Raw genomic sequence first — 25,701 nt, forward strand, 5'->3', positions numbered from 1 at the left:
GGTAGGGTGTCATGGCCGATCATGGCTGACGGAGGTGGTGAAGGGGTGTCGGTGCCCAGTGCGCTGCGGCCCAGCGCCGCAGCGGGCGTGCGATTGCCGGCGTTGGCGGCCGATATCGGAGCCGCGCCGGTCGGCGATCGGGCCGTCCCGGACCTCCTGGTCGCCGGCGTCACGCTGCGTGCTCAGGAGGTGCGGCCAGGTGACCTCTTCGCGGCCCTGCCGGGCGCGCTCACTCACGGCGCGCGTTATGCGGGCGACGCGATCGAACGCGGCGCGGTCGCGGTGCTCACCGATGCGGCCGGGGTGACCGAGATGGGCGCCCTAGCCCAGAGCGTGCCCACCCTGGTGCACCCGGACCCGCGCGGCGCGCTCGGCGGGCTGGCCGCGACCGTGTACGGCAACCCGTCCGAGCGAGTGAACGTCGTCGGCATCACCGGCACGTCCGGCAAGACCACCACGACCTATCTGGTCGAATCCGCCCTGCGCGCCGCCGGCCGCGCGGTCGGGCTGATCGGCACCATCGGGGTTCGCGTCGACGGCGCCGACATTCCCAGCGCGCTGACCACCCCGGAGGCCCCCGCCCTGCAGGCGATGCTGGCGGCGATGGCCGAACAGGGCGTGGACACCGTCGTCATGGAGGTCTCCAGCCACGCCCTGGCGCTGGGCCGCGTGGACGGAACCGGGTTCGCCGTCGGCGGTTTCACCAACCTCTCGCGCGATCACCTCGACTTCCACCCGACCATGGCCGACTACTTCGAGGCCAAGGCGTTGCTTTTCGACCCGAACTCGCCGCTGCGGGCCCGGCGCGCCGTCGTCTGCGTCGACGACGAGGCCGGACGCGCCATGGCGGCCCGCGCCGGCGACGCGATCACCGTCAGCGCCGAGGACCAACCCGCCCACTGGCGCGCCATCGACATCGCTCCGATGGGTGCCGGGGGCCAACGGTTCACCGCCATCGACCCCGCCGGCGCGCGCCATCAGCTGGGCATTCGGTTGCCCGGCCACTACAACGTCGCCAATTGCCTTGTGGCACTGGCTCTTTTGGATGCCGTTGGGGTGTCTCCGGACCAGGCGGCGGCGGGGCTGCTGCAGGCCCGCGTGCCCGGGCGCATGGAGGAGGTCGACGCCGGCCAGGATTTTTTGGCGCTGGTCGACTACGCCCACAAGCCGGGCGCGTTGCGCGCGGTGCTGACCACCCTGGCGCGTCCGGAGCGCCGGCTGGCGGTGGTGTTCGGCGCCGGCGGCGAACGCGATCCGGGCAAACGCGCGCCGATGGGCGCGACCGCGGCCGAGCTGGCCGATCTGGTCGTCGTCACCGACGACAATCCGCGCGGCGAGGACCCGGCGTCGATTCGTCGCGAAATCCTGGCCGGAGCGACCGAAAGCGGTTGCGCGGCAGACATTGTCGAGATCGCCGACCGGCGCGACGCGATCAGGCACGCCGTCGCCTGGGCGGGTCCGAACGACGTCGTGCTGATCGCCGGCAAGGGCCACGAAACCGGCCAGAGTGCCGGCGGGCACACCCGCCCCTTCGACGACCGGGTCGAGCTGGCGCAGGCGCTGCGCGACCTCGACGGGGCGCAGCGATGATCGAGTTGACCGTCGCCCAGATCGCCGACATCGTCGGCGGCACCCTCGCCGACATCTCGCCGGAGGATGCCGCGGGGCGCCGCGTCACCGGCACGGTGGAATTCGACTCGCGCGCAGTCGGTTCCGGCGGACTCTTCCTGGCGCTGCCGGGCGCGCGCTCGGACGGCCACGACCACGCGGGCGCGGCGGTCGCCGCCGGTGCGGTGGCGGTGTTGGCCGCCCGGCCGGTCGGGGTCCCCGCCGTCGTCGTCGCCCCCGAGGGGGCGTCGGGATCACGCGCCGGGGTGCTCGAGCACGACCCGGACGGCTCCGGCGCGGCGGTGCTGGCGGCGCTGGCCAAACTGGCCCAGGCGGTGGCCGCCGAACTGGTGGCCGGGGGGCTCACCATCGTCGGGATCACCGGATCCTCGGGAAAGACGTCGACCAAGGACCTGGTGGCGGCCGTGCTGGAGCCGCTGGGCGAGGTCGTCGCCCCGCCGGGATCGTTCAACAACGAGCTGGGGCATCCGTGGACGGTGCTGCGCGCGACGCCCGACACCGACTACTTGGTCCTCGAGATGTCGGCACGCCACCCCGGCAACATCGCCGAACTGGCCGAGATCGCCCCGCCGGCGATCGGGGTGGTCCTCAACGTCGGCACCGCGCACCTGGGTGAGTTCGGCTCGCGCGAGGCCATCGCGCGAACGAAATCCGAGCTGCCACAATCTGTTCCGGCCTCCGGGGTGGTGATCCTCAACGTTGACGACCGGGCCGTGGCGGCCATGGCCGGGGTGACCGCGGCGCGGGTGGTGCGGGTCAGCCGCGCCGAGCACACCGGCGCGGGTCCCAGCCAGCTGTGGGCCGGGCCGGTGTCGCTCGACGAGTTGGCCAGGCCGTTCTTCACGCTGCACCACCGCGACGACTCCAGGATCCGGCAGGCGCAGGTGCGGCTCGGGGTCTACGGCGACCATCAGGTCACCAACGCGCTGTGTGCCGCGGCGGTCGCGCTGGAATGCGGCGCCGACGTCGACCAGGTGGCGGCCGCACTCGCCGGGGCCGGCCCGGTGTCACGGCACCGCATGCACGTCACCACCCGCGCCGACGGCGTCACCGTGATCGACGACGCCTACAACGCCAACCCCGATTCGATGCGCGCCGGGCTGCAGGCGCTGGCCTGGATCGCCCACGGGGGCGAGGGCGGCGGGCAGCGCCCCGCCGAAAAGCGCAGGAGTTGGGCGGTGCTCGGCGAGATGGCCGAACTCGGCGAGGACACGATCGCCGAGCATGATCGCATCGGCCGGCTGGCCGTGCGCTTAGATGTGTCTCGACTCGTTGTCGTGGGAAGTGGGAGGTCGATGAGCGCCATGCACCACGGAGCGGTCATGGAGGGTTCGTGGGGATCGGCCGATAAGGGGGCGGTCAACGTGGCGGACAGCGCCGCTGCCCTGGCGTTGCTGCGGGCCGAGCTGCAACCCGGCGACGTCGTCCTGGTCAAGGCCTCCAACGCGGCCGGACTGGGTGCGCTGGCCGACGCCCTGGCGCGTGACGATCGCGGGGACCGCCCATGAGGCAGATCCTCATCGCGGTCGCCGTCGCGCTGACCGTGTCGATCCTGTTGACCCCGGCGCTGATCCGGCTGTTCACCCGGCAGGGATTCGGCCACCACACCCGTGAGGACGGCCCACCGACCCACCACGCCAAGCGCGGCACGCCGTCGATGGGTGGCGTCGCCATTGTGGCCGGCATCTGGGCCGGCTACCTCGGAACCCACCTGGCCGGGCTGGCGTTCAACGGCGAGGGCGTCTCCGCATCGGGACTGCTGGTGCTCGGCCTGGCCACCGTCCTGGGCGGCGTCGGCTTTCTCGACGACCTGATCAAGATCCGCCGGTCGCGCAATCTCGGACTGAACAAGACCGCCAAGACGGTCGGACAAATCACCGCCGCGGTCCTGTTCGGCGTGCTGGTGCTGGGATTCCACAATGCCAACGGGCTGACACCGGGCAGCCCCGATCTGTCCTACGTACGCGAGATCGCCACGGTCACACTGACTCCGGCGCTGTTCGTGCTGTTTTGCGTGATCATCGTCAGTTCCTGGTCCAACGCGGTCAACTTCACCGACGGCCTCGACGGGCTGGCCGCGGGCACCATGGCGATGGTCACCGCGGCCTACGTGCTGATCACCTTCTGGCAGTACCGCAACGCGTGCGTCACCGCGCCCGGGCTGGGCTGCTACAACGTGCGCGACCCGCTGGACCTGGCGATCGTCGCCGCCGCCACCGCGGGTGCCTGCATCGGCTTTTTGTGGTGGAACGCCGCGCCCGCCAAGATCTTCATGGGCGACACCGGCTCGCTGGCGTTGGGCGGCATCATCGCCGGCATCTCGGTCACCAGCCGCACCGAAATCCTTGCGGTGGTGCTGGGTTCGCTGTTCGTCGCCGAGGCCGGCTCGGTGGTGTTGCAAATCCTGACTTTCCGCACCACCGGGCGCCGGGTGTTCCGGATGGCGCCGTTTCACCATCACTTCGAACTGGCCGGCTGGGCCGAAACCACGGTCATTATCCGTTTCTGGTTGCTCACCGCGATCGCCTGCGGGCTGGGCGTGGCCCTTTTCTACGGTGAGTGGCTGGCCGCGATCGGTGCCTGATGAGCGGTCTTGACCCCTTGGCGCCGGGCGCGGCGGTGCTGGTGGCCGGCGGTGGGGTGACGGGCAAGGCGGTGCTGGCGGCCCTGACCCGCTTCGGCGCGGTGCCGACCCTGTGCGACGACGACCCGGCCACCCTGCGCGGGTACGCCGACGCGGGGGTGGCGACCGCGCCGACGGCCGCGGCCGCCGAGCAGATTTCCCGCTACGCCCTAGTGGTGACCAGCCCCGGCTTCTCGCCGACCACGCCGCTGCTTGTCGCCGCCGCGGCGGCGGGCGTGCCCGTCTGGGGTGATGTCGAGCTGGCCTGGCGGCTGGACGCCGCGGGTCACTACGGAACGCCGCGCCGCTGGCTGGTGGTGACCGGGACGAACGGCAAGACGACGACGACGTCGATGCTGCACGCCATGCTGACCGCCGCGGGGCGGCCAAACCTGTTGTGCGGCAACATCGGCAGCCCGGTGCTCGACGTTCTGGACCGACCCGCCGAGCTGCTGGCCGTCGAATTGTCCAGCTTCCAGCTGCACTGGGCGCCCTCGCTGCGGCCCGAGGGCGGCGCGGTCCTCAACATCGCCGAGGACCACCTGGACTGGCATGGCACCCTGGCCGACTACGCCGCGGCCAAATCCCGGGTGCTCGACGGCCGGGTGGCCGTCGTCGGCCTGGACGACGCCCGGGCCGCGGCACTGCTGGGCACCGCACGCGCCCCGGTGCGCGCCGGCTTCCGGCTGGGCGAGCCGGCCGTGGGGGAACTCGGCGTGCGCGACGGCCACCTGATCGACCGCGCCTTCGCCGACGACCTGACGCTGGCGCCCGTCGCGTCGATACCGGTCCCCGGCCCCGTCGGCGTGCTCGACGCCCTCGCCGCCGCCGCGCTGGCCCGCAGCGTCGGGGTGCCGGCCGAGGCCATCGCGTCCGCGCTCGCGACCTTCCAAGTGGGCCGGCACCGAGCCGAGGTCGTGGCCGTCGCCGACGGCGTCACCTACGTCGACGACTCCAAGGCCACCAATCCGCACGCCGCCGAGGCGTCCGTGCTGGCCTACCCCCGGGTCGTCTGGATCGCCGGCGGCCTGCTGAAGGGCGCATCGGTCGACGCCGAGGTCGCCAGGATCGCGTCACGGCTGGTCGGGGCGGTGCTCATCGGCCGAGATCGGCAAGAGGTTGCAGAGGCGTTATCGCGACACGCGCCGGATGTCCCCGTCCTCCACGTTGTGACAGGCGAGGATGCTGGTATGGATGCGACTGCTGTGGTTTTTGGGGCAGATGTGACAGAAGTGAAACATTTGGGCGGGGATCTCGGCACTGCGGTCATGAACGCGGCGGTGGCCGCCGCTCGTGGCCTGGCCGCGGCCGGCGACACGGTCCTGCTGGCACCGGCGGGCGCATCGTTCGACCAGTTCGCAGGGTACGCCGACCGGGGCGACGCGTTCGCGGCCGCCGTGCGCGCGGCGCTCCGGTAGGGCGGGCGTGGGTAACGCACTGACCCGGCTCCTGGGCCGGGGTAAAGCGACCGGCGGGACCGAGCAAGGGCCCGTGGAGAACGCCGAGCCGGTGGTGGAGGCCACCGACGCGTCCCCGGACGACGCCGACCAGGCCGACAAGGCCGACAAGCCCCCCAAAGCCCCGAAGGCACCCAAGGCGATAAAGGACAAGGCCGCCGGCAGCGACGGCGGGTCGCACAACCGGTTCGGCGCCTGGCTCAGCCGGCCCATGACCTCGTTTCACCTGATCATCGCCATCGCCGGCTTGCTGACGACGCTCGGGCTGATCATGGTGCTCTCGGCGTCGGGCGTGCGGTCCTACGACGCCGACGGGTCGGCCTGGATCATCTTCGGCAAGCAGGTCCTGTGGACGGTGATCGGGCTCATCGCCTGCTACACTGCGTTGCGGACGTCGGTGCGGTTCATCCGCCGCGTCGCGTTCACCGGCTACGTCATCACCGTCATCCTGCTGGTCTTGGTCCTCGTTCCCGGCATCGGCAACCTGGCCAACGGGTCCCGCAAGTGGTTCGTGGTCGCGGGCTTTTCCATGCAGCCCTCCGAGCTGGCCAAGATCGCCTTCGCCATCTGGGGCGCGCACATGCTGGCGGCCCGCCGCCTCGAGCGCGCCACCCTGCGCGAACTGCTGATCCCGCTGGTGCCGGCGGCGGTGATCGCGCTGGCGTTGATCGTCGCGCAGCCCGACCTCGGGCAGACGGTGTCGCTGGGCATCATCCTGCTCGCCCTGCTGTGGTACGCCGGCCTGCCGCTGCGCGTCTTCGGCACCTCGCTGCTGGCGGTGTTCATGGCCGGTTCGGTCCTGGCGATGTCGGCCGGCTACCGGTCCGAGCGGGTGCGGTCCTGGATCAACCCCGAGAACGACCCGCAGGACACCGGCTACCAGGCCCGGCAGGCGAAATTCGCGCTGGCCCACGGCGGCATCTTCGGCGACGGCCTGGGCCAGGGCACCGCCAAATGGAACTACCTGCCCAACGCCCACAACGACTTCATCTTCGCGATCATCGGCGAGGAGCTCGGTTTCATCGGCGCGTTCGGGCTGCTGGTCCTGTTCGGGCTGTTCGCCTACACCGGGATGCGGATCGCCCGCCGGTCGGCCGACCCGTTCCTGCGGCTGCTGACCGCCACCACGACGATGTGGGTGCTGGGCCAGGCCTTCATCAACATCGGCTATGTCATCGGCATCCTCCCGGTGACGGGCATCCAGCTTCCGCTCATCTCCGCCGGTGGAACCTCCACCGCGGCAACACTTTTCATGATCGGGATCATGGCCAACGCGGCCCGCCACGAGCCCGAGGCGGTGGCCGCGCTGCGGGCCGGTCGCGACGACAAGGTGAACCGGCTGCTGCGGCTGCCGCCGCCCGAGCCCTATTCGCCGACGCGCCTGGAAGCGTTCCGCGACCGCAAGCAGTCGCGCCCGCAATCGGCCTCGTCATCGGCGTCGCGCAAGGGCGCGGGGTCGCCCGGACGCAAGGCGCCCCGCAACGGCGAGGCACCGCTGCGCCCGACGCCCCCGCGCGCGGCCGGCCGCGCGGTCCGCCAGTCTGCAGGAAACGCCCGCTCACGGGCGAGGCATCATGGATCTGGCCAGCGCTATGCGAACCTGGGAGCCAATCAGGCCGCCGGCCGGCGCCAGCAACGGCGCACACGCGCATTGGAAGGTCAGCGTTACGGGTGAACGACACGGTCAACGAGCCGACCGGCGGGCGGGGGGCAGACCCTCTGCCCGCCGGTGCCGCGTTGTCGGCTTTTAAGCCCTTGTCGGTCGTGCTGGCCGGCGGGGGAACCGCCGGCCACGTCGAGCCGGCAATGGCCGTCGCCGACGCGCTGAGCGCGCTCGACCCGAAGGTCCGGATCACCGCGCTGGGCACGGCGCGGGGGCTCGAGACCCGGCTGGTGCCCGCGCGCGGCTACAACCTCGAGCTGATCACACCCGTGCCGCTGCCGCGCAAGCCCAGCGGCGACCTGGCCCGCCTGCCCTCGCGGGTGTGGCGGGCCGTCCGGGAAACCCGCGCCGTGCTGACCGCGGTCGACGCCGACGTGGTGATCGGCTTCGGCGGATACGTGGCGCTCCCGGCCTATCTCGCCGCCCGTGGCCTGCCCGGCGGGTACCGGAAGCGACGGGTCCCGGTGGTGATCCACGAAGCCAACGCCAGCGCCGGGCTGGCCAACCGGGTCGGTGCCCGCAGCGCCGCGCGGGTCCTCTCCGCGGTGCCCGATTGCGGCCTCCCGGGCGCCCAGGTGGTCGGGGTGCCGGTGCGCGAGGCCATCACCTCGCTGGACCGCCCGGCGCTGCGCGCCGAAGCGCGCCGCCACTTCGGTTTCGCCGACGACGCCCGGGTGCTGCTGGTGTTCGGCGGCTCGCAGGGTGCGGCCTCGCTGAACCGGGCCGTCTCCGGGGCGGCCGCGGGGCTGGCCGCCGCGGGCGTGGCCGTGCTGCACGCGCACGGCCCCAAGAACACGCTCGACCTGCGCGAACCAGGGCCGGGCGACCCGCCGTACGTGGCAGTGCCCTACCTCGACCGGATGGATCTGGCCTACGCCGCCGCCGACCTGGTGATCTGCCGGTCCGGGGCGATGACGGTTGCCGAGGTCTCGGCGGTGGGCCTGCCGGCGATCTACGTGCCCCTGCCGATCGGCAACGGCGAACAGCGGCTCAACGCGCTGCCGGTGGTCAACGCGGGCGGCGGCATGGTGGTCGCCGATGCGGACCTGACCCCCGAGCTGGTCGCCCGGGAGGTGGCCGCGCTGGTGGGCGACCCGCCGCGGCTGGCGGCGATGACGACGGCCGCCGCGCGCGTGGGACATCCCGACGCGGCCCGCCAAGTGGCCCAGGCGGCCCTCGACATCGCCAGGAAGGCGCAGCTCGGCCGCTTGTCGGCCGGAGGAAAGCCATGACCACCGAGCAGCTGCCGCCCGAGCTGCAGCGGGTGCACATGGTCGGCATCGGGGGAGCCGGCATGTCGGGCATCGCCCGCATCCTGCTCGACCGCGGCGGGCTGGTCTCCGGCTCGGATGCCAAGGAGTCACGCGGCATCCACGCGCTGCGAGCCCGCGGCGCCCAGATCACCATCGGCCACGACGCGGCGTCACTGGACCTGCTGCCCGGCGGCGCCAGCGCGGTCATCACCACGCATGCCGCCATCCCGAAAACCAACCCCGAGCTCGTCGAGGCCCGGCGGCGCGGCATCCCGGTCATCCTGCGGCCGGCCGTGCTGGCCAAGCTGATGAACGGGCGCACGACGTTGATGGTCACCGGCACGCACGGCAAAACGACGACGACGTCGATGCTGATCGTGGCGCTGCAGCACTGCGGGCGCGACCCGTCGTTCGCCGTCGGGGGCGAGATGGGGGAGGCCGGGACCAACGCCCACCACGGCAGCGGCGACTGCTTCGTCGCCGAGGCCGACGAGAGCGACGGGTCACTACTCGAGTACACGCCCAACGTCGCGGTTGTCACCAACATCGAGACCGATCACCTGGACTTCTACGGCAGCGCCGACGCCTACGTCGGCGTATTCGACTCCTTCGTGGACCGGCTCGCTCCCGGCGGCGCGCTGGTGGTGTGCGTCGATGACCCGGGCGCGGCGGCGCTGGCACGGCGCACGGCCGAACTGGGGATTCGGGTCCTGCGCTACGGATCGGGGGCCTCGTTATCCGGCGAGCCCCTGGCCGCCACCTTGTTGTCGTGGCAGCAGCAGGGCACCGAAGCGGTCGCGCAGATCCAATTGGCGCCCGACTTGGACCCCGAGCAGCACCCGCGGGTGATGCGGCTGTCGGTGCCCGGACGCCACATGGCGCTCAACGCGATGGGCGCACTGCTGGCGGCCCTCGAGATCGGAGCCCCGGCCGACGCGGTGCTGGACGGGCTGGCCGGCTTCGAGGGGGTGCGCCGCCGATTCGAGCTGGTCGGCACCGCGGGCAACGGGCAGCCGGTGCGCGTGTTCGACGACTATGCCCATCACCCCACGGAGATCGTCGCCACGCTGGCCGCGGTGCGAACCCTGCTCGAGCAGAGCGGCGACGGCCGCAGCATCGCGGTGTTCCAGCCCCATTTGTATTCGCGGACAAAGGCTTTCGCTGAGGAGTTCGGTCACGCCCTCGACGCCGCCGACGAGGTGTTCGTGCTCGACGTCTACGGTGCGCGCGAACAACCGCTGGCCGGTGTCAGCGGGGCCAGCGTCGCCGAGCATGTCAGCGTCCCGGTGCGCTACCTGCCGAACTTCTCCGCCGCCGCCGAGCAGGTGGCCGCGGTCGCCGGACCCGGCGATGTCATCGTCACGATGGGGGCCGGCGACGTGACCCTGCTGGGACCCGAGATCGTCACGGCGCTGCGGGTGCGGGCCAACCGTGGCGCACCGGGGGCGCTGCGATGACCCAGCCGCCGCCCGAACCGACCGTCGGCGATCAGGCCGACAACCCGGTCCCGGACGACGCCGCCACCGAACCGCTGGTCACCGGGGCGGGCGACCAGGCGGCCGCCGATCAAACGCCCGATCCCGCGGAGGTCGAGGGGCCGCGCCGGCGCGCCCGGCGGGAGCGCGCCGAACGCCGCGCCGCCCAGGCCCGCGCCACCGCCATCGAAGAGGCGCGCCGCGAAGCCAAGCGCCGGGCCACCGGACGGCCGGTCCACGAGCCCAAACCCGTTGCGCGCGGCGTCGTTCGGGGGCTCAAGATGCTGTTGGTCACCATCCTGCTGGTGATCGTCGGCGTCGGGCTGGCATTGGTCCTCTATTTCACGCCGGCCATGTCGGCCCGCAACATCGTCGTCATCGGAACCGGCGCGGTGACCCGGGAAGAGGTCCTGGACGCGGCCCGGGTGCGGCCCGGCACCCCGCTGCTGCAGATCAACACCAGCCAGGTCGCCGACCGGGTGGCGGCGATCCGCCGAGTGGCCAGCGCGCGCGTGCAGCGCCAGTACCCGTCCGCGCTGCGGATCACCATCGTCGAGCGAGTCCCGGTGGCGGTCAAAGACTTTCCCGACGGCCCACACCTGTTCGACCGCGACGGCGTGGACTTCGCAACCGGCCCGCCGCCACCCGCTTTGCCCTACCTCGACGTCGCCGATCCGGGGCCCAACGACCCGGCCACCAAGGCCGCCCTGCAGGTGCTCACCGCGCTGCGTCCCGAGGTCTCCGACCAGGTCGGCCGGGTCGCGGCCCCCTCGGTGGCCTCGATCACCCTGACGCTGGGCGACGGCCGGGTGGTGATCTGGGGGACCACCGACCGCACCGACGAGAAGGCCGAGAAGCTGTCCGCGCTGTTGACCCAGCCCGGCAAGGTCTACGACGTATCCAGCCCGGACCTGCCGACGGTCAAGTAGCGATCTTCGTCACGTCGCGCCCGCCGCGGCGCCGCCGAACAGCGCGCACGCCCGCTCAGCCGCGGAAAAATGCCCAAAATTTGCGGGACGCGTGTCGGCGCGCCTGCGGGGTTAGCGCGCGCCATGCCCATACCGTTCTGGTTGCGCGGAACTACTTGACATAACTCTAACTCTATGGTTGAGGTTGAGGGTTTGCCAGGGAGGACCGCGACCGTCCGGAGGAGCACCACCGGGAGAGCCGAGCCCATCAGGGAGGAAGACGAATGATGACCCCCCCGCACAACTACCTGGCCGTGATCAAGGTCGTGGGTATCGGTGGCGGCGGCGTCAACGCCGTCAACCGAATGATCGAACAGGGCCTCAAGGGCGTCGAGTTCATCGCGATCAACACGGACGCGCAGGCGCTGTTGATGAGCGATGCGGACGTCAAACTCGACGTGGGGCGCGACTCCACCCGCGGCCTGGGCGCCGGCGCCGACCCGGAGGTCGGGCGCAGGGCCGCCGAGGACGCCAAGGACGAGATCGAGGAGCTGCTGCGCGGGGCGGACATGGTGTTCGTCACCGCCGGTGAGGGCGGCGGCACCGGCACCGGCGGGGCCCCCGTCGTCGCCAGCATCGCCCGCAAGTTGGGCGCACTGACCGTCGGTGTGGTCACCCGGCCGTTCTCGTTCGAGGGCAAGCGGCGCGGCAACCAGGCCGAGAGTGGTATCGCGGCGCTGCGCGAGAGCTGCGACACCCTGATCGTGATCCCCAACGACCGGCTGCTGCAGATGGGCGACGCCGCGGTGTCGCTCATGGACGCCTTCCGCAGCGCCGACGAGGTGCTGCTCAACGGTGTCCAGGGCATCACCGACCTGATCACCACCCCGGGTCTGATCAACGTCGACTTCGCCGACGTGAAGGGCATCATGTCCGGCGCCGGCACCGCGCTGATGGGTATCGGCTCGGCGCGCGGTGAGGGCCGCTCGCTCAAGGCCGCCGAGATCGCCATCAACTCGCCGCTGCTGGAGGCGTCGATGGAGGGTGCGCAGGGCGTGCTGATGTCGATCGCCGGTGGCAGCGACCTCGGCCTGTTCGAGATCAACGAGGCGGCCTCGCTGGTGCAGGACGCCGCGCACCAGGACGCCAACATCATCTTCGGTACCGTCATCGACGACTCGCTGGGCGACGAGGTGCGCGTCACCGTCATCGCGGCGGGCTTCGACGCCACCGGCCCCGGCCGCAAACCCGTCATCGGGGGCAATGCCGACAAGGAAGAGAAGGTCGGGGCGCACCGCATCGAGTCGGCGAAGGCCGGCAAGCTCACCTCGACGTTGTTCGAACCGGTCGACGCGGTCAGCGTGCCGGTGCACACGAATGGTTCGACCTTGAATATTGGTGGCGATGACGACGACGTCGACGTGCCGCCGTTCATGCGCCGCTGAGGTCTCAATTTGCTTGCCACTGCGCGACAAACCGGCCTCGAAACATAGAGGGCCCTACGTCGATGCAGCCTGGCGGGCAACGGCTTCCGGATACTGGTCACGTGAGCGTGCGCATCCGGCGGGTGACCACCACCCGCGCCGGTGGTGTCTCGAAGCCGCCCTTCGACACCTTCAATCTGGGCGACCACGTCGGGGATGATCCGGCGGCGGTCGCCGAAAACCGGTCCCGGTTGGCGGCGGGCATCGGCCTGCGCGCCGGCCGCGTGGTGTGGATGAACCAGGTCCACGGTGATCGGGTCGAGGTGGTCGACGGGCCGCGGGAGGCCGCGGTGGACGACACCGATGCGCTGGTGACCCGCACCGCGCGACTGGCGCTGGCGGTGGTGACCGCCGACTGCGTTCCGGTGTTGATGGCGGACGCGCGCGCCGGGGTGGCCGCGGCGGTGCACGCCGGCCGGGTCGGGGCCCAGCGCGGCGTGGTGGCGCGCACGGTGGAAGCCATGCTCGAACTGGGAGCGCGGCCCCACGACATTTCGGCCCTGCTGGGTCCGGCGGTCAGCGGCCTCAACTACGAGGTGCCGGCGGCGATGGCCGACGAGGTCGAAGCGGCCCTGCCGGGCAGCCGCACCACCACCGGAGCCGGAACCCCCGGGCTCGACCTGCGGGCCGGAATCGCTTGCCAGCTCCAGGGTTTGGGCGTCACCGCGATCGATATCGATCCGCGGTGCACGGTGGGCGACCCGACGTTGTTCAGCCATCGCCGGGACGCACCCACCGGGCGGCTGGCCTCGCTGGTCTGGATGGAGTGACCGCGATGGCGGTGGAGATATCCAATGGGGGAGACCGCGAATCGGAATTGACCCACGCATTGGCGGCGGTGCGGTCCCGCCTCGCCGCGGCGGCAGAAGCGGCGGGCCGGAATGTGGCGGAAATCGAAGTTTTGCCGATTACCAAATTTTTTCCAGCAACCGACGTCGTGACTTTGTCCCGATTGGGTTGCCGCGCCGTCGGCGAATCGCGGGACCAGGAAGCGACGGCCAAAGTGGCCGAAGTCACTCGGCTGCTGGCGGCCCCGGAACGGGCGGGCGTGGGAAATCCGCGCTGGCACATGGTCGGTCATATCCAGCGGAACAAGGCCCGGTCGGTGGCCGGTTGGGCCCACACCGCCCACTCGGTCGACAGCGCCCACCTGGTGACCGCGCTGGACCGGGGAGTGGCGGCGGCGCTGGCCGAAGGCCGCCGCACCGACCCGATGCGGATCTACGTCCAGGTCAGCCTCGACGGCGACGAGTCGCGCGGCGGCGTGGACATTTCCCGGCCGGGGGCCGTCGACCAGATGTGTGACCAGGTCGAGGGGTCGACCAACCTGGCTCTGGCCGGCTTGATGGCCATCCCGCCGCTGGACTCCGATCCCGACGAGGCCTTTGACCGGCTCCAATCCGAACATCGACGGGTCCTCGAGTCGCACCGGAACGCGGTCGGGTTGTCCGCCGGCATGTCCAACGACTTCGAAATTGCCGTCAAACACGGATCGACATGTGTGCGTGTCGGTACCGCCCTATTGGGCCGACGGAGGTTACCGTCACCGTAAGTAGTCACTGCAGTAACAGCTTTATCACTAACACCAGGAATCCCAGGGGCTAGAAGGGTCAACGCAATGAGCACACTGCACAAAGTCAAGGCCTATTTCGGTATGGCCCCAATGGACGACTACGAAGACGAGTATTACGACGACCGTGCGCCTTCCCGCGGTTTCCCGCGCCCCCGATTTGACGACGGCTATGGCCGCTACGACGGCGACGACTACGACGACCCGCGCCGCGAGCCCGCCGACTACCCGCCGCCCGCCGGCTACCGCGGCGGCTACGCCGAGGAACCGCGCTACGGCTCCGTGCACCCCCGCGAGTTCGACCGGGGCGAGAGGGGCGGACCGCGCTTCGGTTCGTGGTTGCGCAATTCCACCCGCGGCGCGCTGGCGATGGACCCCCGCCGGATGGCGATGATGTTCGAAGAGGGTCACCCGCTGTCGAAGATCACCACGTTGCGGCCCAAGGACTACAGCGAGGCCCGCACCATCGGCGAGCGCTTCCGCGACGGCACCCCGGTCATCATGGACCTGGTGTCAATGGACAACGCCGACGCGAAGCGGCTCGTCGACTTCGCGGCCGGCCTGGCCTTCGCGCTGCGCGGCTCCTTCGACAAGGTGGCGACCAAGGTGTTCCTGCTGTCGCCCGCCGACGTCGACGTGTCCCCCGAGGAGCGGCGCCGGATCGCCGAAACCGGTTTCTACGCATACCAATAGACGCGCCCGCCGCGCTCGGCGGCGAGAGCTGATCGCACCGTCGAACCGTTGAACGACGCCCCGGGCCACGTGAGGTGGGGCCGGTAACCCGGAGTCGGTAGGCTGGCAGGCGCCGCGCACGCCCGCGGCGCTTGGCATCTCATCGATAAGGTCGGGGCACTTCAGTTGGTGTTGTTCTTTCAGATCCTTGGGTTTGCGCTGTTCATCTTCTGGCTGCTGCTCATCGCCCGGGTCGTCGTCGAGTTCATCCGCTCGTTCAGCCGGGATTGGCACCCCACCGGGATCACCGTGGTGGTGCTGGAGATCATCATGTCGATCACCGATCCGCCCGTGAAACTGCTCCGCCGGCTGATCCCCCAACTCACCATCGGAGCGGTCCGCTTCGACCTGTCGATCATGGTGCTGTTGCTGGTCGCGTTCATCGGGATGCAGCTGGCGTTCGGCGCCGCGGCGTGACCCGATTGCGGCCCGCGGACTTCAGGCGCCGTTCCGGCCCGGAGACGGTTCGGACACGTTTTAGCGTCGGTTTGGTTCGTCCGATTTAAAATTTCTAAGGTTTCGGATTTTATTGGCCTCAATGTTTGAAATTGGCTCTTATTTATTGGGCTAATCAGCAACCGTCGCGCCTGGTGTGACAGGATGGACGGCAGTTGCACTACGGCTACCACTGCGTTCTACACTTTCCAGAACGTTCGACAGGAACTTGAGGGGACGAAACAATGCCGCTTACACCAGCCGACGTCCACAATGTGGCGTTCAGTAAGCCACCGATCGGCAAGCGGGGCTACAACGAAGACGAGGTGGATGCCTTCCTCGATCTGGTGGAAGCCGAGCTGACGCGACTCATCGAAGAGAACAGCGATCTGCGCCAACGGATTGAAGAGCTCGACCAGGAGCTGGCATCCGGCGGCGGGACCGCCGCCCCGGCCGCGGCCGCCGCGCCCACGCAGGCCATTCCTGTCCGCGAGCCCGAGCCGGAGCCCGTCAAGGCCGCCGCCGCCGCGCCGGCCGCGGCGGTCAACAACGAGGAACAGGCCATGAAGGCCGCTCGGGTGTTGAGCCTGGCCCAAGACACCGCCGACCGGCTCACCAGCACCGCGCAGGCCGAGTCGGAGAAGATGCTGTCCGACGCCCGCGCCAACGCCGACCAGATTCTCAGCGAGGCCCGCAGCACCGCCGAGACCACGGTCACCGAGGCCCGGCAGCGCGCCGACGCGATGTTGGCGGACGCGCAGACCCGCTCCGAAACCCAGTTGCGCCAGGCCCAGGAGAAGGCCGACGCCCTGCAGGCCGACGCCGAACGCAAGCACTCCGAGATCATGGGCACCATCAACCAGCAGCGCACGGTCCTGGAGGGTCGCCTCGAGCAGCTCCGCACCTTCGAGCGTGAATACCGCACCCGGCTCAAGACCTACCTGGAGTCTCAGCTCGAGGAACTCGGTCAGCGCGGGTCGGCGGCCCCCGTCGACTCCAGCGCGGAGGCCGGCGGGTTCGACCAGTTCAACCGCGGCAACAACTAGCCTTTTCGCTGGGCCGGCCGCTCGCCGAGCTTCGGGGTTGGCACACTAGGTCCTGAACACCGCAGTCCCGCTCGTCGCCTGGAGGATGCCCGATGCTCGTCATTGCGCTGGTATTGGCCCTGATCGGGCTCGTCGCGTTGGTGTTCGCCGTCGTCACGAGCAACGAGCTGGTCGCCTGGATGTGCATCGCCGCCAGCGTGGTCGGTGTGGTCCTGTTGATCCTCGACGCCTTGCGGGAGCGCCAGCACCGCGAGGCCGGGGTCGCCGAAGATCAGGATGCGGGCGAGACAGCTTCCGACGAGGACGACTACGTCGACTACCCCGAGGAAGTTCCCGCCGAGGGCGAACCCGAGGCGACCGAACCGACCGAGGAATCCAGCGTCGCGGCCGAGGGTCGCGGCGACGAGTCCGCCAAGTAACGCTCAGGCGGTCGGCGTGGCGAGCAGTTCGCGCACCTCGTCGTCGCTGACCTGGTGAAAGTCGTCGTAGACCTGCCCGACCGCCTCGAATCCGGGCGGCGTCGTCACGCACACCACGTCATCGGCCTCGCGTGCAAGGCCGCGGCAGGTCGAGTCGGGCCCCACCGGGACCGCGACGGTCACCGATTTCGGGCCTGAGCCGCGCACCGCTCGCACGGCGGCCAGCATGCTGGCGCCGGTGGCGATCCCGTCGTCGGCCAGGATCACGACCCGGTCGCGCAAGTCGGCGATCGGCCGGTCGCCCCGGTAGGCGTGTTCGCGCCGCAGCAGTTCGGCCGTCTCGCTGTCGATCACCTCGCGCACCTGCTCGTCGGTGACGCGCACGCTGGCCACGACGTCGTCGTTCATCACCAGGCCGCCGCCGCTGGCCAGGGCGCCCATCGCCAGCTCCGACCAGTTCGGCACCCCCAGCTTGCGCACCAGGAACACGTCCAGCGGGGCGTGCAGGGCGGCGGCGATCTCCCAGGCCACCGGCACGCCGCCGCGCGCCAGCCCGAACACCAGCACGTCGTCGCGGCCGCGGTAGGCCGTCAGCTCCTCGGCCACCGCGCGACCCGCCTCGCGGCGATCACGAAAAGTGCGTGTCGCCGTTCGCCGGAGAAAGCCGTTCGGTCGGTTCATGGGTCGCCTACCAGCCTACGTGTGAATGCCCAGGCGCGAAGTGTGTGCTCGGTTCGATTGCCGGTGCAGGCCCAATACGGTTGCGCGGGAAGGTGATTGGGTGTGGGCGACCGTAGCAGTGTGGGTGTGTTCGCGGCTTCGCCGCTCAACACGTTCCATCGGCTCGGAAGTAAATGCGAGCATTCATTTCGCTCGCCTCAGTTGAGTGTCCGAGGGGGGACTTGGCCACTTACGACACGGGTTCTGACCTGGCGAATCGGTACCTGATCGTCATCCATGCCGGGGTCGACCCACCTCTGACGTCGAGCGGTCGGATTAGCGGTCGAGTTGGGCGGGGGCGAGTCGGCACCCGGCGGCTTGGGCTCCGGCGTGCAGGCGTCGGTCCCAAACGGCGACGATCAGGCCGGGGTCGCCGACTGCCAACGCGCTGGCCAGATGGACAGCGTCGGCTCCGCGCAAGGCATGGGCGCGGGCGAGGCGGCCGGCGTGCTGTTCAATTGTCGCGGTGAGTTCGACTGGGCGGGTGGCGGCCCAGAAGTCCTCCCAGTCACGCTCGGCAGCGGCGAGCTCGGATTCAGTTAGGTCGTGATTGCGGGCTGCTGCAGCGAGTGCGGCGCGGACTTCGGGGTAGGCCAGACGGCTGGACAATGCGGCGTCGCAGCCGTCCCATAGCGCGGACGCCAGCGAGCTCCCTGTCTCGGTGGTGAGAAGTTTGACGAAGGCGCTGGCGTCGAAGTAGACGAGCGGCACCGGTCAGCGCCGCTGGTCGCTGACCTGGTCAGACAACGGCCGCCGCGGCCTGGGCCGGGACCGTCCCGCAGCGACGGGCCGCTGCGCGGTGGCCCTGCCAATCACGCCTTCGGCCGTGAGACGCTCCAAGGTGCCTGCGCTGTCCAGCGCAGCGAGTCGCGCGACCGGAATCCCGCGGTCGGTGATGACGACCTCACCACCAGCCCGAACTCGATCGAGCCAATCGCTAAGGTGCGCGCGCAACTCGGTCACGGATACCTCCACACCGTGAACTGTACACTCGCTGAACCGTGATTTGTACATGTCACTCCTGAGTGTGGCAACGACGACCTGAGAGATTGACCTGCGCAAGCCGGAGGCGAGGTGGCAACGGGCCGGTACACCGATTCGTCCGCGGTGCTGGCGACGCCGAGACGGTCGATATCATGGTGGCTGGTGGCCTTCCGTCCAAGCTGCATCCGAAGGTGTTGCGGCGGAAGGTGTTTGCCGTCCCCGGTGGGACTTCGGCGCAGCTGGCGTTCGTGGTCAGCTGCATGGAGGCGGCAGCGCCTCGGTGTCGGACGCCGGGTCTAGCTTGCAGCAGCGGGCTCTTGAATTCTCTGCTTGAGGTGCTGTGTGCGGTGACTGCTGGCGATCGCCTTCATTGGCGTTCTGTTGCCAGCGACCCGATTGAACGACTCTCCCAGTAGTAACAGTTGGCCTGAGTCGCGAAGAACCTCGACATGCCTTGGATCGTATTCGTATGACGGAGCGTGCTTCAAGCTGGTGTAGGCGTCCCAGAACAGTTGGCTCCACATGTTTAGTTGGTGGCATTACCCCGAGACCGTGGCTATGAGACCGAAATCACAACTACCCGTTTGAAATTCAATAGCCCACAACTGACTAGGAACATAAGGGGTAACCGAGCTTCAACTTGGGTGCGATTGCTGAACAACCGGTTTTTACTCAATCGTCACGTCGAGGGGCTCGCCCATCGGGCGGCCAGGAGTCGGTACCCGACTCAAGCGGAATATTCAAGGATCGAAGCAGGATCGAAAAGAGCCGCCAATTGGCGATCGCTCCGACAAGTTCGACCAAAACCGCGTGATCGCCATTGAATGCCTTGTGGCACGCGGCCCAGTTTTCCTCGGCAATGACCCCGTCACGTACCACATCATCGGTCGCCGCCAGGACTGCACGCTCGGCATGGCCCAGACGATTGGAACTTTGCCAGTCACGCACCGCCAGAAGGTCATCCGAAGCCACACCGAGCAGCGTCGCGATTCGCCAATGCTGTGTCCACTCATATACCGACCCCGTTACCCAGCCGATGCGCATGATGATCAATTCGCGTAGCCGGGCGTCGAGCACACCGTTAAATAGCAGCGCCTCGAGCATTCCGTACAGGGCCACTGCGAGGCTCGGCTGGTGAAGTGCCACGCGAAATACTGACAGTTCTGCCATCTCTTCGGGCAGCCCACACTCGGCAGCCCGCAGCCGGGCCTGCTCAAGGTCGAGCATCGGTACGCGTTCCGTCCTCGTCACGTGACCTTTCTCTGTTGAAGCTCCGCATGCTGTGAGGGCGTGGGCACGAAGACGTTGTGCAGGGCCGCACTCGATTTGGCATTTTCATCTGCAAGCGAACTGAGCAGCGGCGCGAGACCAGCGAATCCGGTTGATTCTCTTGTGATCCGGTCGAACGGCCAGCGGCGCGTGGCCAGAATCTCGAGGGCTGCCCGGTAGGCGGGATACTCCACGCCGAGTGCACCGGAGATGTGTAATTCCTTATACACCAGCGTGTCTGGTTCAAAGCCGGGCGCGCCGCCTCCGCCGCGGGTGCCGGCAACCACGACCGTGCCGCCAGGCCTGGCAAGGGCGACGGCGTCGGCGAACGCGGAGGGTGCTTTGGCGGTGACATCGACGACCACGTCGGCAAGCTGTCCGCCTGTCTCACGCTGGAGCGCTGTCACTGCATCGTCCTGCGATACGTCGATGGGCAGGTCGACACCGAATGATCTGGCTATGGCCAGTCGCTGATCGTCGCGTGGACCGATGCCGGTCATCGCGACGAAAGCGGCTCCCGCCTCTTTCGCCGCCACCGCCGCGCAGATCCCGCGGATGCCCGGTCCCAGTATCGCTACGATACCCCCCGCCTTGGTGTCGGGAAGAGTTTTCCCCCATTGGATACCGGCCCCGAGAGGGTTGAACAACGTGGCGAGAACGGGGTCCATGTCTTCGGCAATCGGGAGTAGCATCGCGTCCCACGGAAGCTCCACATGGGTGGCGTATCCGCCCCATAACCCGGCGCCGATCTCCACGTCGACGAACCCGAACATGGTGGCGATGCCGTTCACCGCACATCGCCGGTATTCGCCGCGGCGACACTCCGGGCAGTCTCGGCAGGACCGGAACACCTCGACGGCCACGCGCTGGCCGGCCTGGACGCACAAGCGTTCGCTGGCCGCATTGCCGACATGTTCGACGATGCCGACGATTTCGTGACCTGGAACGAATGAGAAGCCGGCAGGCAGGTGTCCGGTGAATTGTTCGTGATCTGTACCGCATAGACCACATGCTTCAACTCGCAGGATCGCACCGCGGTCACCGACGTCGGGGATGGTCATCTGGCGCCGCTCCAGATTCCGCGGTCCGGTCAACACCATGGCCTCGGCGATCATGGAAGCTCGAATCCCGTGGACGACCCTGTGTTTCGGAGGCAAACCGTTCTGCCAACGTACATCTCGCCCGCCATCGCCTCGGCAATCTGCGGATCGTCGCTGCGTGCGACGACTCTTCGCCCGTCGGACAGGTGCGCGATGATCGGTGTCCATCGAGGTCGCCCGTCTCGGTCGTATTCGACCGTGTACCCGTCCACTGTCGCGCGACCGGTCGCCTCGTCGACGCCTGCGACGGCCAGCCGCGATGAATCGATCTGAGCTTGTTCGTCTGCCGTGTCGATCAGTCGCCACCCGGTTGGTGGAGGGGTGGCCGACCACACACCGACCGAATGTTTCGTCGAATACCAACCGAGGCCGGTGACGACGTCGTCCCCGCGATGGGTTACTTCGCCTACGCCGACCACCACCGGAGTACGCGCTTCTACCGACAATCGATCACTCGCTCAGGGCCACGGGCTGTTGTGAGACACGAATGCGATGGTGTCATATCTGCAGTCAAGCCACAATGGTGTGCGCCCGCGGCATACTGGCTGTTGTGTCGACGAAGTTGGTGCGATGGGGTGCCGCCGCGCCGTCAGATCGTGGTTCCGCTCGCGACCGATTGCTAGATGCTGCCGAGCGGTGCCTAGAGAGTTGCGGCGTGGTAGGCACGACCATGGAGGACATCGGCAGAACAGCGGGTGTCTCCAGGGCAACGGTGTATCGCTACTTCCCTAATCGGGAGGCGGTGATGTCGGGCGTCATCATTCGCGCCGCCGAGCGCTATCTCGATCGCATCAACCCCCGGATCGCGGAGCACACCGATCTGGGCTCCGCTCTCGTCGATTTCGTGGAATACACAGTTGAGGCCGCGCGCCGCGAAGAGATCATCGGATTGTTGTTCGGCAGCGACGAGGAACTCGCCGGCGTTGGCCTCGCGGCGGGGACCTCGACGTCACTCTTCGAACTCGTCACCGAGTTTCTCCGTCCCATCTTCAGGAGACACTGGAGTTACGTAGAACCGGGCGTCTCCGTCGACGACGCCGCCGAGTGGGTTCTCCGCACGATACTGAGCCTGCTGACTGTTCGAGGACCGCGGGAGCGCAGTCGTGACGGGCTCCGGACATTTCTTTCAAGGTTTCTCCTTCCCGCAATCCTGGCGAGCGACCATTGTCGACCGATGTGACAGACAAGGCGTAATGTCTCAACCACAGCTGAGGTAGGAGGCCGGACATGTCTGTGCAGTTCACCACGTTCAACCAGCAGGTCGCTGAACAACTGCAGAGCGCAGCAGAAACCACGGGCGGGTTGGCCGGTTACCTCGGCTTCCGGCACACTGACTTCACTGCTGGACGGCTCGTCGCGGAGATGGACGCACGCGACGACCTGAAGACGCCTTTCGGCAACTTGCATGGCGGCTGCTTGTCGGCCATGGTCGACCATTGCCTTGGAGTGGTGTTTTATCCCGTGATTCCGATGGGATCCTGGGTCGCGACGACGGAGTTCAAACTGAATTTGCTTCGTCCAGTTTCCAGCGGAACCTGTGTAGCCACGGCTGAGATCATCTCGCTGGGCAGAACCAGCGGTGTGGCACGTATCGACATCTGCAACGACGGCAGAGCGGTGTGTGCGGCGCAGGGCACCGTCACCGTCGTCGCACCGAAGGCCATCTCTTGATGTCTGCAAACAGAGCACATGATTTGTCCGCTCCTGTCGTCGAGCGCGTGCCCACGGTGGATGGGCTCTCGCTGGCGGTCGACTTCTACCGCTGTGACGGACCGCGGGCGGTCGTGTTGCTCCTTCACGGCGGTGGTCAGAGCCGGCACGCCTGGGATGTCACCGCCCAACGATTGCATCAGCGGGGCTACACCGTTGCCGCCTACGACGCAAGGGGACATGGTGACAGCGACTGGGATCCAGACGGACGCTATGACATCGAACGGCTGGGGTCCGACCTGTTGGCCGTGCGCGCGTACGCCGGCTCCGCCCGCCCAGTTGCCGCGATCGGGGCATCGTTGGGCGGTTTGACCATCCTCGGCACGCACTTGCTCGCCCCATCGGAGCTATGGCAGGCCGTCGTCCTGGTTGACATCACTCCGCGAATGCAGATGCACGGCGCCCGCCGAGTCCTATCGTTCATGTCGGCCCATCCCGAAGGTTTCGACAGCCTAGAGTCGGCCGCTGACGTGATCGCCGCCTACAACCCGCACCGCCCTCGCCCCGAAAACGTCGACGGCCTTCAAAAAGTCCTCCGCCGACGTGGAGACGGTCGCTGGGCCTGGCGATGGGATCCGGCGTTTGCGACGTCGAATTTTCAGTTCCTGCAGAGTGATTCAGACGACGGCGCAGAGGAGTTCGAGATGATGAGCGCATTCCTTGTCGATGGCGCGCGACAGGTGTCCGCGCCGGCGCTGCTGGTCCGCGGCCTGCTGTCGGACATAGTCTCCGAAGAGACAGTGAAGGATTTCCTCACCTTGGTTCCCCACGCGCAAACCGTTGACGTGTCAGGCGCGGGCCACATGGTTGCTGGCGACAACAACGACGCATTCTCGACGGCGGTCGTCGACTTTCTCGACCGTACCGTTTGACGCCAGTCGTCGGGCTGCGCGGGAGATCCCAGTTCGCCACCTATTCTGCTCGTATGCCAACTGATTCGGCGCGGATGTCGTTTCGCCGACATATCCGCGAGCAGGTCTTGAGGGCGACACGGGAACTCACCATTGAGAAGGGCTGGGAACAAGTCCGAGTGAGTGAGGTCGCCGAACTTGTCGGCGTCTCCCGACCGACGCTATACAAGGAGTTCGGCGATAAGCAGGGACTTGGTGACGCGCTCGTGGTGGCCGAGGGTCAGCGCTTCCTGGAGGGTATCCACGCCATTCTCGCCGAACACACCGGCGACGTTCAGGGCGGCATCACCGCAGCGGTGCGGTTCACCCTGCGTGAAGCAGAAGCCAGTCCGCTCCTGAAGTCGGTGCTGACGTCCAACCACTCAGGGGATGATCGCGCCGGTGCGCCGACGACGGGCGTTCTTCCTCTCCTGCCGACATCGGCGTCCCTGCTCCAGCTCTCCTCCGCGGCTTTGGTCGCGTGGTTTCACGACCACTTCGCCGATCTCGACTCCGAAGACGTCGAGGAGGTCGCAGACGTTCTGGTGCGGCTCACCGTGAGTCACGTCGTTCTTCCCTCCGCGGACATCGCCACCACGGGTGCGCGGATCTCGCGGGTGGCGCTCCGCTACCTCGGCGTTGGCTATAGATAGCTGTGACTTGAGCGGTCTTGGCCTCGATCCACTGACAATGGACTGTTTGTCGGGGTGTCGGGATAAGGAAAGTGCGTTCTGAGCTGGGAAGATTGATATTGTTCAGGCAACAATCGGTCCAGTTCGAGAACGGCACTTCCGGCGCGAGTGTCCCACACGTTCACCCCGCGGTCCGATGTGTTCGATGAGGATATCTGGTGTCGTGCGCGGGCCTGGTGCCGGTGATGGCGCTGGCTGAGCAGGCAGGCCTATCGGAGTTGTTGGCCAACAAGATTCACATCGCAGCTCCCAGGGTCAAGTCGAGGTCGGCCAATCCGGCTCCGAAACTGGCCACCCTGATCGCGAGCATGTAAGCGGGCGCGGATTACATCGATGATGTCGACCTGGTCCGCGCTGGCGGCATAAATCCCTTTTTCCGCCGGGTGTATCCCCCGTCAACGATGGGAACGCTGTTGCGGGAGTTCACTTTCGGTCATGCCCGCCAATTGGATTCGGTGCTGGCCGAGCATCTGGCCGGCTTGTGTGACCGGGTGAATCTGCTGCCCGGCGCGCAGGCTCGGGCCTCCATCGAACACCCGGGGAGAGGCGACGCTGCAGAAAGACGCCGCAAAGGTCGGATCTCCGGACCCGCCGGGACAGCTCAATGTGGTGAGAGCCGGAACTCGCTCGGAGAGCGGCCGGTCCATCGCTTGAAGGCGTGTGAGAAGTTGGCGAGGTCGCTGTATCCGAGATCCGTGGCTATCTCACTCACCGATAGGGATCGGTCGAGTAGCTGCAGCATCGCGCGCTCGCGCAGGAATGCTTGGCGCAACTCGCGAAAGGTGGTCTCCTCTTCGGAGAGGCGCCGCTTGAGTGTGCTGGTGGACATTGACAGCTCATGTGCGAACCAATGTTTACTTCGGCGTCCGGGCTCCTTCTGCAGCAGCCGTCTCACCTTCTCCGAGAACGACGTGGTTTCGCTCCGCTGGTCGAGAGTTCGCTGCAGATCGACGATGGCGAGTCGGTATGCGACGGGATCGGAGAACCGGCACACCTCGTTGAGCGTGTCCGCGGGAACATGGAGGAAGGACATCGGAGCGTCGAAGAACAGGCGCCCGGCGGTAAGGTCGTCCTCGCGATCTTTCAAGGCGGCGGGCGCTGGCCAACTCAAGTGGAGTGTGAGGGTCGGCGCCGCACGGACGAGCATGTCCAGCAGTCGCAACAACGCCAACCCGGCGTACGTGACGGCGAGGCAGTCCAGGGCCCGATCGCTGGTGTGTCCCCAGAGCCCGACGGTGAGGCCTTGGTCATCTGGATGAAACTGTGCTTTGACAGCCGTCGTGATCAACGGCAGATAAGTCAGCAGCTCTACGATCTCGGCCACTGAGCCCGCGCTGACCAGCGGAACACTCAGCGGGCCGAAGGACGTCAACTGTGCCTGTTCGGCTAACGCAAATCCGAGCAGCGTTGCCTGATCGATGTCTAGACCGGGGTACGCCTCACGAAACCACCGTAACGGGGCCTGGACATCACGCTGAATCAGCGTCGCCTCGTCGGTTCCTTCGCGAGCCATGATGTTGCGAAGCCGCGCGACGGCGTCTGGGTCAAACGCCGGGCTCTCGAGCATTTGCACGAATGCGAGTGGGGGCACACCCGCGTCATTGGGGTTCACTGACCATGGCCCCTTTGAGCCGAAATCACA

The 25,701-nt window shown here is 68.1% G+C and carries 23 protein-coding genes and 4 pseudogenes; 20 read left to right on the forward strand and 7 right to left on the reverse strand.

Annotated features, from left to right (window positions below; genetic code table 11):
* Window positions 1-21: 21 nt before the first annotated feature.
* From G6N26_RS02530 to G6N26_RS02600, 15 genes are all read left to right on the forward strand, one after another.
* Window positions 22-1,590: a UDP-N-acetylmuramoyl-L-alanyl-D-glutamate--2,6-diaminopimelate ligase gene (locus G6N26_RS02530; RefSeq protein WP_083018486.1), complete on the forward strand. Its 1,569-nt coding sequence runs from the start codon at window positions 22-24 to the stop codon at window positions 1,588-1,590.
* Complete coding sequence (locus G6N26_RS02535; protein WP_083018446.1) at window positions 1,587-3,137, forward strand: UDP-N-acetylmuramoyl-tripeptide--D-alanyl-D-alanine ligase; 1,551 nt, start codon at window positions 1,587-1,589, stop codon at window positions 3,135-3,137. Before G6N26_RS02530 ends, G6N26_RS02535 begins: the two co-directional genes overlap by 4 nt.
* Window positions 3,134-4,213, forward strand: a complete 1,080-nt coding sequence (gene mraY, locus G6N26_RS02540) for a phospho-N-acetylmuramoyl-pentapeptide-transferase (RefSeq protein ID WP_067166176.1) — start codon at window positions 3,134-3,136, stop codon at window positions 4,211-4,213. Before G6N26_RS02535 ends, mraY begins: the two co-directional genes overlap by 4 nt.
* Entirely contained in the window at window positions 4,213-5,670 is a 1,458-nt protein-coding gene (gene murD / locus G6N26_RS02545; protein ID WP_083018444.1) for a UDP-N-acetylmuramoyl-L-alanine--D-glutamate ligase, read from the forward strand. The genes mraY and murD overlap by 1 nt, the downstream gene beginning before the upstream one ends.
* A 7-nt stretch (window positions 5,671-5,677) precedes the next feature.
* Window positions 5,678-7,384 (forward strand): putative lipid II flippase FtsW, encoded by a 1,707-nt coding sequence (ftsW, locus tag G6N26_RS02550; protein ID WP_083018442.1) that lies wholly within the window; start codon window positions 5,678-5,680, stop codon window positions 7,382-7,384.
* On the forward strand, window positions 7,381-8,604 hold the full coding sequence (gene murG / locus G6N26_RS02555; RefSeq protein WP_083018440.1) for an undecaprenyldiphospho-muramoylpentapeptide beta-N-acetylglucosaminyltransferase: 1,224 nt from the start codon (window positions 7,381-7,383) through the stop codon (window positions 8,602-8,604). Before ftsW ends, murG begins: the two co-directional genes overlap by 4 nt.
* Window positions 8,601-10,082 (forward strand): UDP-N-acetylmuramate--L-alanine ligase, encoded by a 1,482-nt coding sequence (gene murC, locus G6N26_RS02560; RefSeq protein ID WP_083018438.1) that lies wholly within the window; start codon window positions 8,601-8,603, stop codon window positions 10,080-10,082. Before murG ends, murC begins: the two co-directional genes overlap by 4 nt.
* A complete protein-coding gene (locus G6N26_RS02565) occupies window positions 10,079-11,029 on the forward strand; it encodes a cell division protein FtsQ/DivIB (protein WP_054585459.1) in 951 nt (316 codons plus the stop codon). Before murC ends, G6N26_RS02565 begins: the two co-directional genes overlap by 4 nt.
* 266 nt (window positions 11,030-11,295) lie before the next feature.
* Complete coding sequence (gene ftsZ / locus G6N26_RS02570; RefSeq protein WP_008256146.1) at window positions 11,296-12,453, forward strand: cell division protein FtsZ; 1,158 nt, start codon at window positions 11,296-11,298, stop codon at window positions 12,451-12,453.
* A 101-nt stretch (window positions 12,454-12,554) separates the two neighbouring features.
* Window positions 12,555-13,262, forward strand: coding sequence for a peptidoglycan editing factor PgeF (pgeF, locus tag G6N26_RS02575; protein WP_067171281.1), 708 nt, complete (start codon window positions 12,555-12,557; stop codon window positions 13,260-13,262).
* Window positions 13,263-13,267: 5 nt separating this feature from the next.
* Complete coding sequence (locus tag G6N26_RS02580; protein WP_083018484.1) at window positions 13,268-14,044, forward strand: YggS family pyridoxal phosphate-dependent enzyme; 777 nt, start codon at window positions 13,268-13,270, stop codon at window positions 14,042-14,044.
* A gap of 66 nt (window positions 14,045-14,110) precedes the next feature.
* Complete coding sequence (locus G6N26_RS02585) at window positions 14,111-14,755, forward strand: cell division protein SepF (protein ID WP_083018436.1); 645 nt, start codon at window positions 14,111-14,113, stop codon at window positions 14,753-14,755.
* Between the two features lie 165 nt (window positions 14,756-14,920).
* Window positions 14,921-15,211 (forward strand): YggT family protein, encoded by a 291-nt coding sequence (locus G6N26_RS02590; RefSeq protein WP_003878110.1) that lies wholly within the window; start codon window positions 14,921-14,923, stop codon window positions 15,209-15,211.
* A 263-nt stretch (window positions 15,212-15,474) separates the two neighbouring features.
* Window positions 15,475-16,275 carry a DivIVA-like cell division protein Wag31 gene (wag31, locus tag G6N26_RS02595; protein WP_067171278.1) on the forward strand — a complete coding sequence of 267 codons (801 nt, stop codon included), beginning with the start codon at window positions 15,475-15,477 and terminating at the stop codon, window positions 16,273-16,275.
* A gap of 92 nt (window positions 16,276-16,367) precedes the next feature.
* On the forward strand, window positions 16,368-16,694 hold the full coding sequence (locus G6N26_RS02600; protein ID WP_067171275.1) for a hypothetical protein: 327 nt from the start codon (window positions 16,368-16,370) through the stop codon (window positions 16,692-16,694).
* 3 nt (window positions 16,695-16,697) lie between these two features.
* Here G6N26_RS02600 and G6N26_RS02605 read toward each other — a convergent pair.
* The 6 genes and pseudogenes from G6N26_RS02605 to G6N26_RS02630 form a co-directional block, all read right to left on the reverse strand.
* Window positions 16,698-17,381: pseudogene (locus G6N26_RS02605) on the reverse strand (phosphoribosyltransferase); the annotation flags it as partial.
* A gap of 309 nt (window positions 17,382-17,690) precedes the next feature.
* Window positions 17,691-18,125: a type II toxin-antitoxin system VapC family toxin gene (locus G6N26_RS02610; RefSeq protein WP_046286737.1), complete on the reverse strand. Its 435-nt coding sequence runs from the start codon at window positions 18,123-18,125 to the stop codon at window positions 17,691-17,693.
* Between the two features lie 3 nt (window positions 18,126-18,128).
* Window positions 18,129-18,583, reverse strand: a pseudogene (locus G6N26_RS26030) (type II toxin-antitoxin system Phd/YefM family antitoxin).
* Window positions 18,584-19,070: 487 nt separating this feature from the next.
* Window positions 19,071-19,649, reverse strand: a complete 579-nt coding sequence (locus G6N26_RS02620) for a carboxymuconolactone decarboxylase family protein (RefSeq protein ID WP_036428816.1) — start codon at window positions 19,647-19,649, stop codon at window positions 19,071-19,073.
* Window positions 19,646-20,782, reverse strand: a complete 1,137-nt coding sequence (locus G6N26_RS02625) for a zinc-dependent alcohol dehydrogenase (protein WP_046286738.1) — start codon at window positions 20,780-20,782, stop codon at window positions 19,646-19,648. The genes G6N26_RS02620 and G6N26_RS02625 overlap by 4 nt, the downstream gene beginning before the upstream one ends.
* A pseudogene (locus tag G6N26_RS02630) lies at window positions 20,779-21,147 on the reverse strand (acetyl-CoA acetyltransferase); the annotation flags it as partial. The gene G6N26_RS02625 and the pseudogene G6N26_RS02630, both read right to left, overlap by 4 nt.
* Window positions 21,148-21,422: 275 nt before the next feature.
* On the opposite strand from G6N26_RS02630, the gene G6N26_RS02635 reads away from it, so the two are divergent.
* From G6N26_RS02635 to G6N26_RS26035, 5 genes and pseudogenes are all read left to right on the forward strand, one after another.
* Complete coding sequence (locus G6N26_RS02635) at window positions 21,423-21,947, forward strand: TetR/AcrR family transcriptional regulator (RefSeq protein WP_008256180.1); 525 nt, start codon at window positions 21,423-21,425, stop codon at window positions 21,945-21,947.
* 53 nt (window positions 21,948-22,000) lie between these two features.
* Window positions 22,001-22,438, forward strand: coding sequence for a PaaI family thioesterase (locus tag G6N26_RS02640; RefSeq protein WP_046286743.1), 438 nt, complete (start codon window positions 22,001-22,003; stop codon window positions 22,436-22,438).
* Window positions 22,438-23,349, forward strand: a complete 912-nt coding sequence (locus tag G6N26_RS02645) for an alpha/beta fold hydrolase (RefSeq protein WP_046286740.1) — start codon at window positions 22,438-22,440, stop codon at window positions 23,347-23,349. The genes G6N26_RS02640 and G6N26_RS02645 overlap by 1 nt, the downstream gene beginning before the upstream one ends.
* A 92-nt stretch (window positions 23,350-23,441) precedes the next feature.
* Window positions 23,442-24,020 carry a TetR/AcrR family transcriptional regulator gene (locus G6N26_RS02650; protein WP_174682934.1) on the forward strand — a complete coding sequence of 193 codons (579 nt, stop codon included), beginning with the start codon at window positions 23,442-23,444 and terminating at the stop codon, window positions 24,018-24,020.
* Window positions 24,021-24,167: 147 nt separating this feature from the next.
* Window positions 24,168-24,592 (forward strand): annotated as a pseudogene (locus tag G6N26_RS26035) (IS1380 family transposase); the annotation flags it as partial.
* 68 nt (window positions 24,593-24,660) lie between these two features.
* On the opposite strand, the gene G6N26_RS02655 reads toward G6N26_RS26035, so the two are convergent.
* A complete protein-coding gene (locus G6N26_RS02655) occupies window positions 24,661-25,626 on the reverse strand; it encodes a helix-turn-helix transcriptional regulator (protein WP_059087303.1) in 966 nt (321 codons plus the stop codon).
* Between the last annotated feature and the right edge of the window lie 75 nt (window positions 25,627-25,701).

Origin of the sequence: Mycobacterium marseillense, assembly GCF_010731675.1 — a bacterium.
GTDB classification, from domain to species: Bacteria; Actinomycetota; Actinomycetes; order Mycobacteriales; family Mycobacteriaceae; genus Mycobacterium; species Mycobacterium marseillense.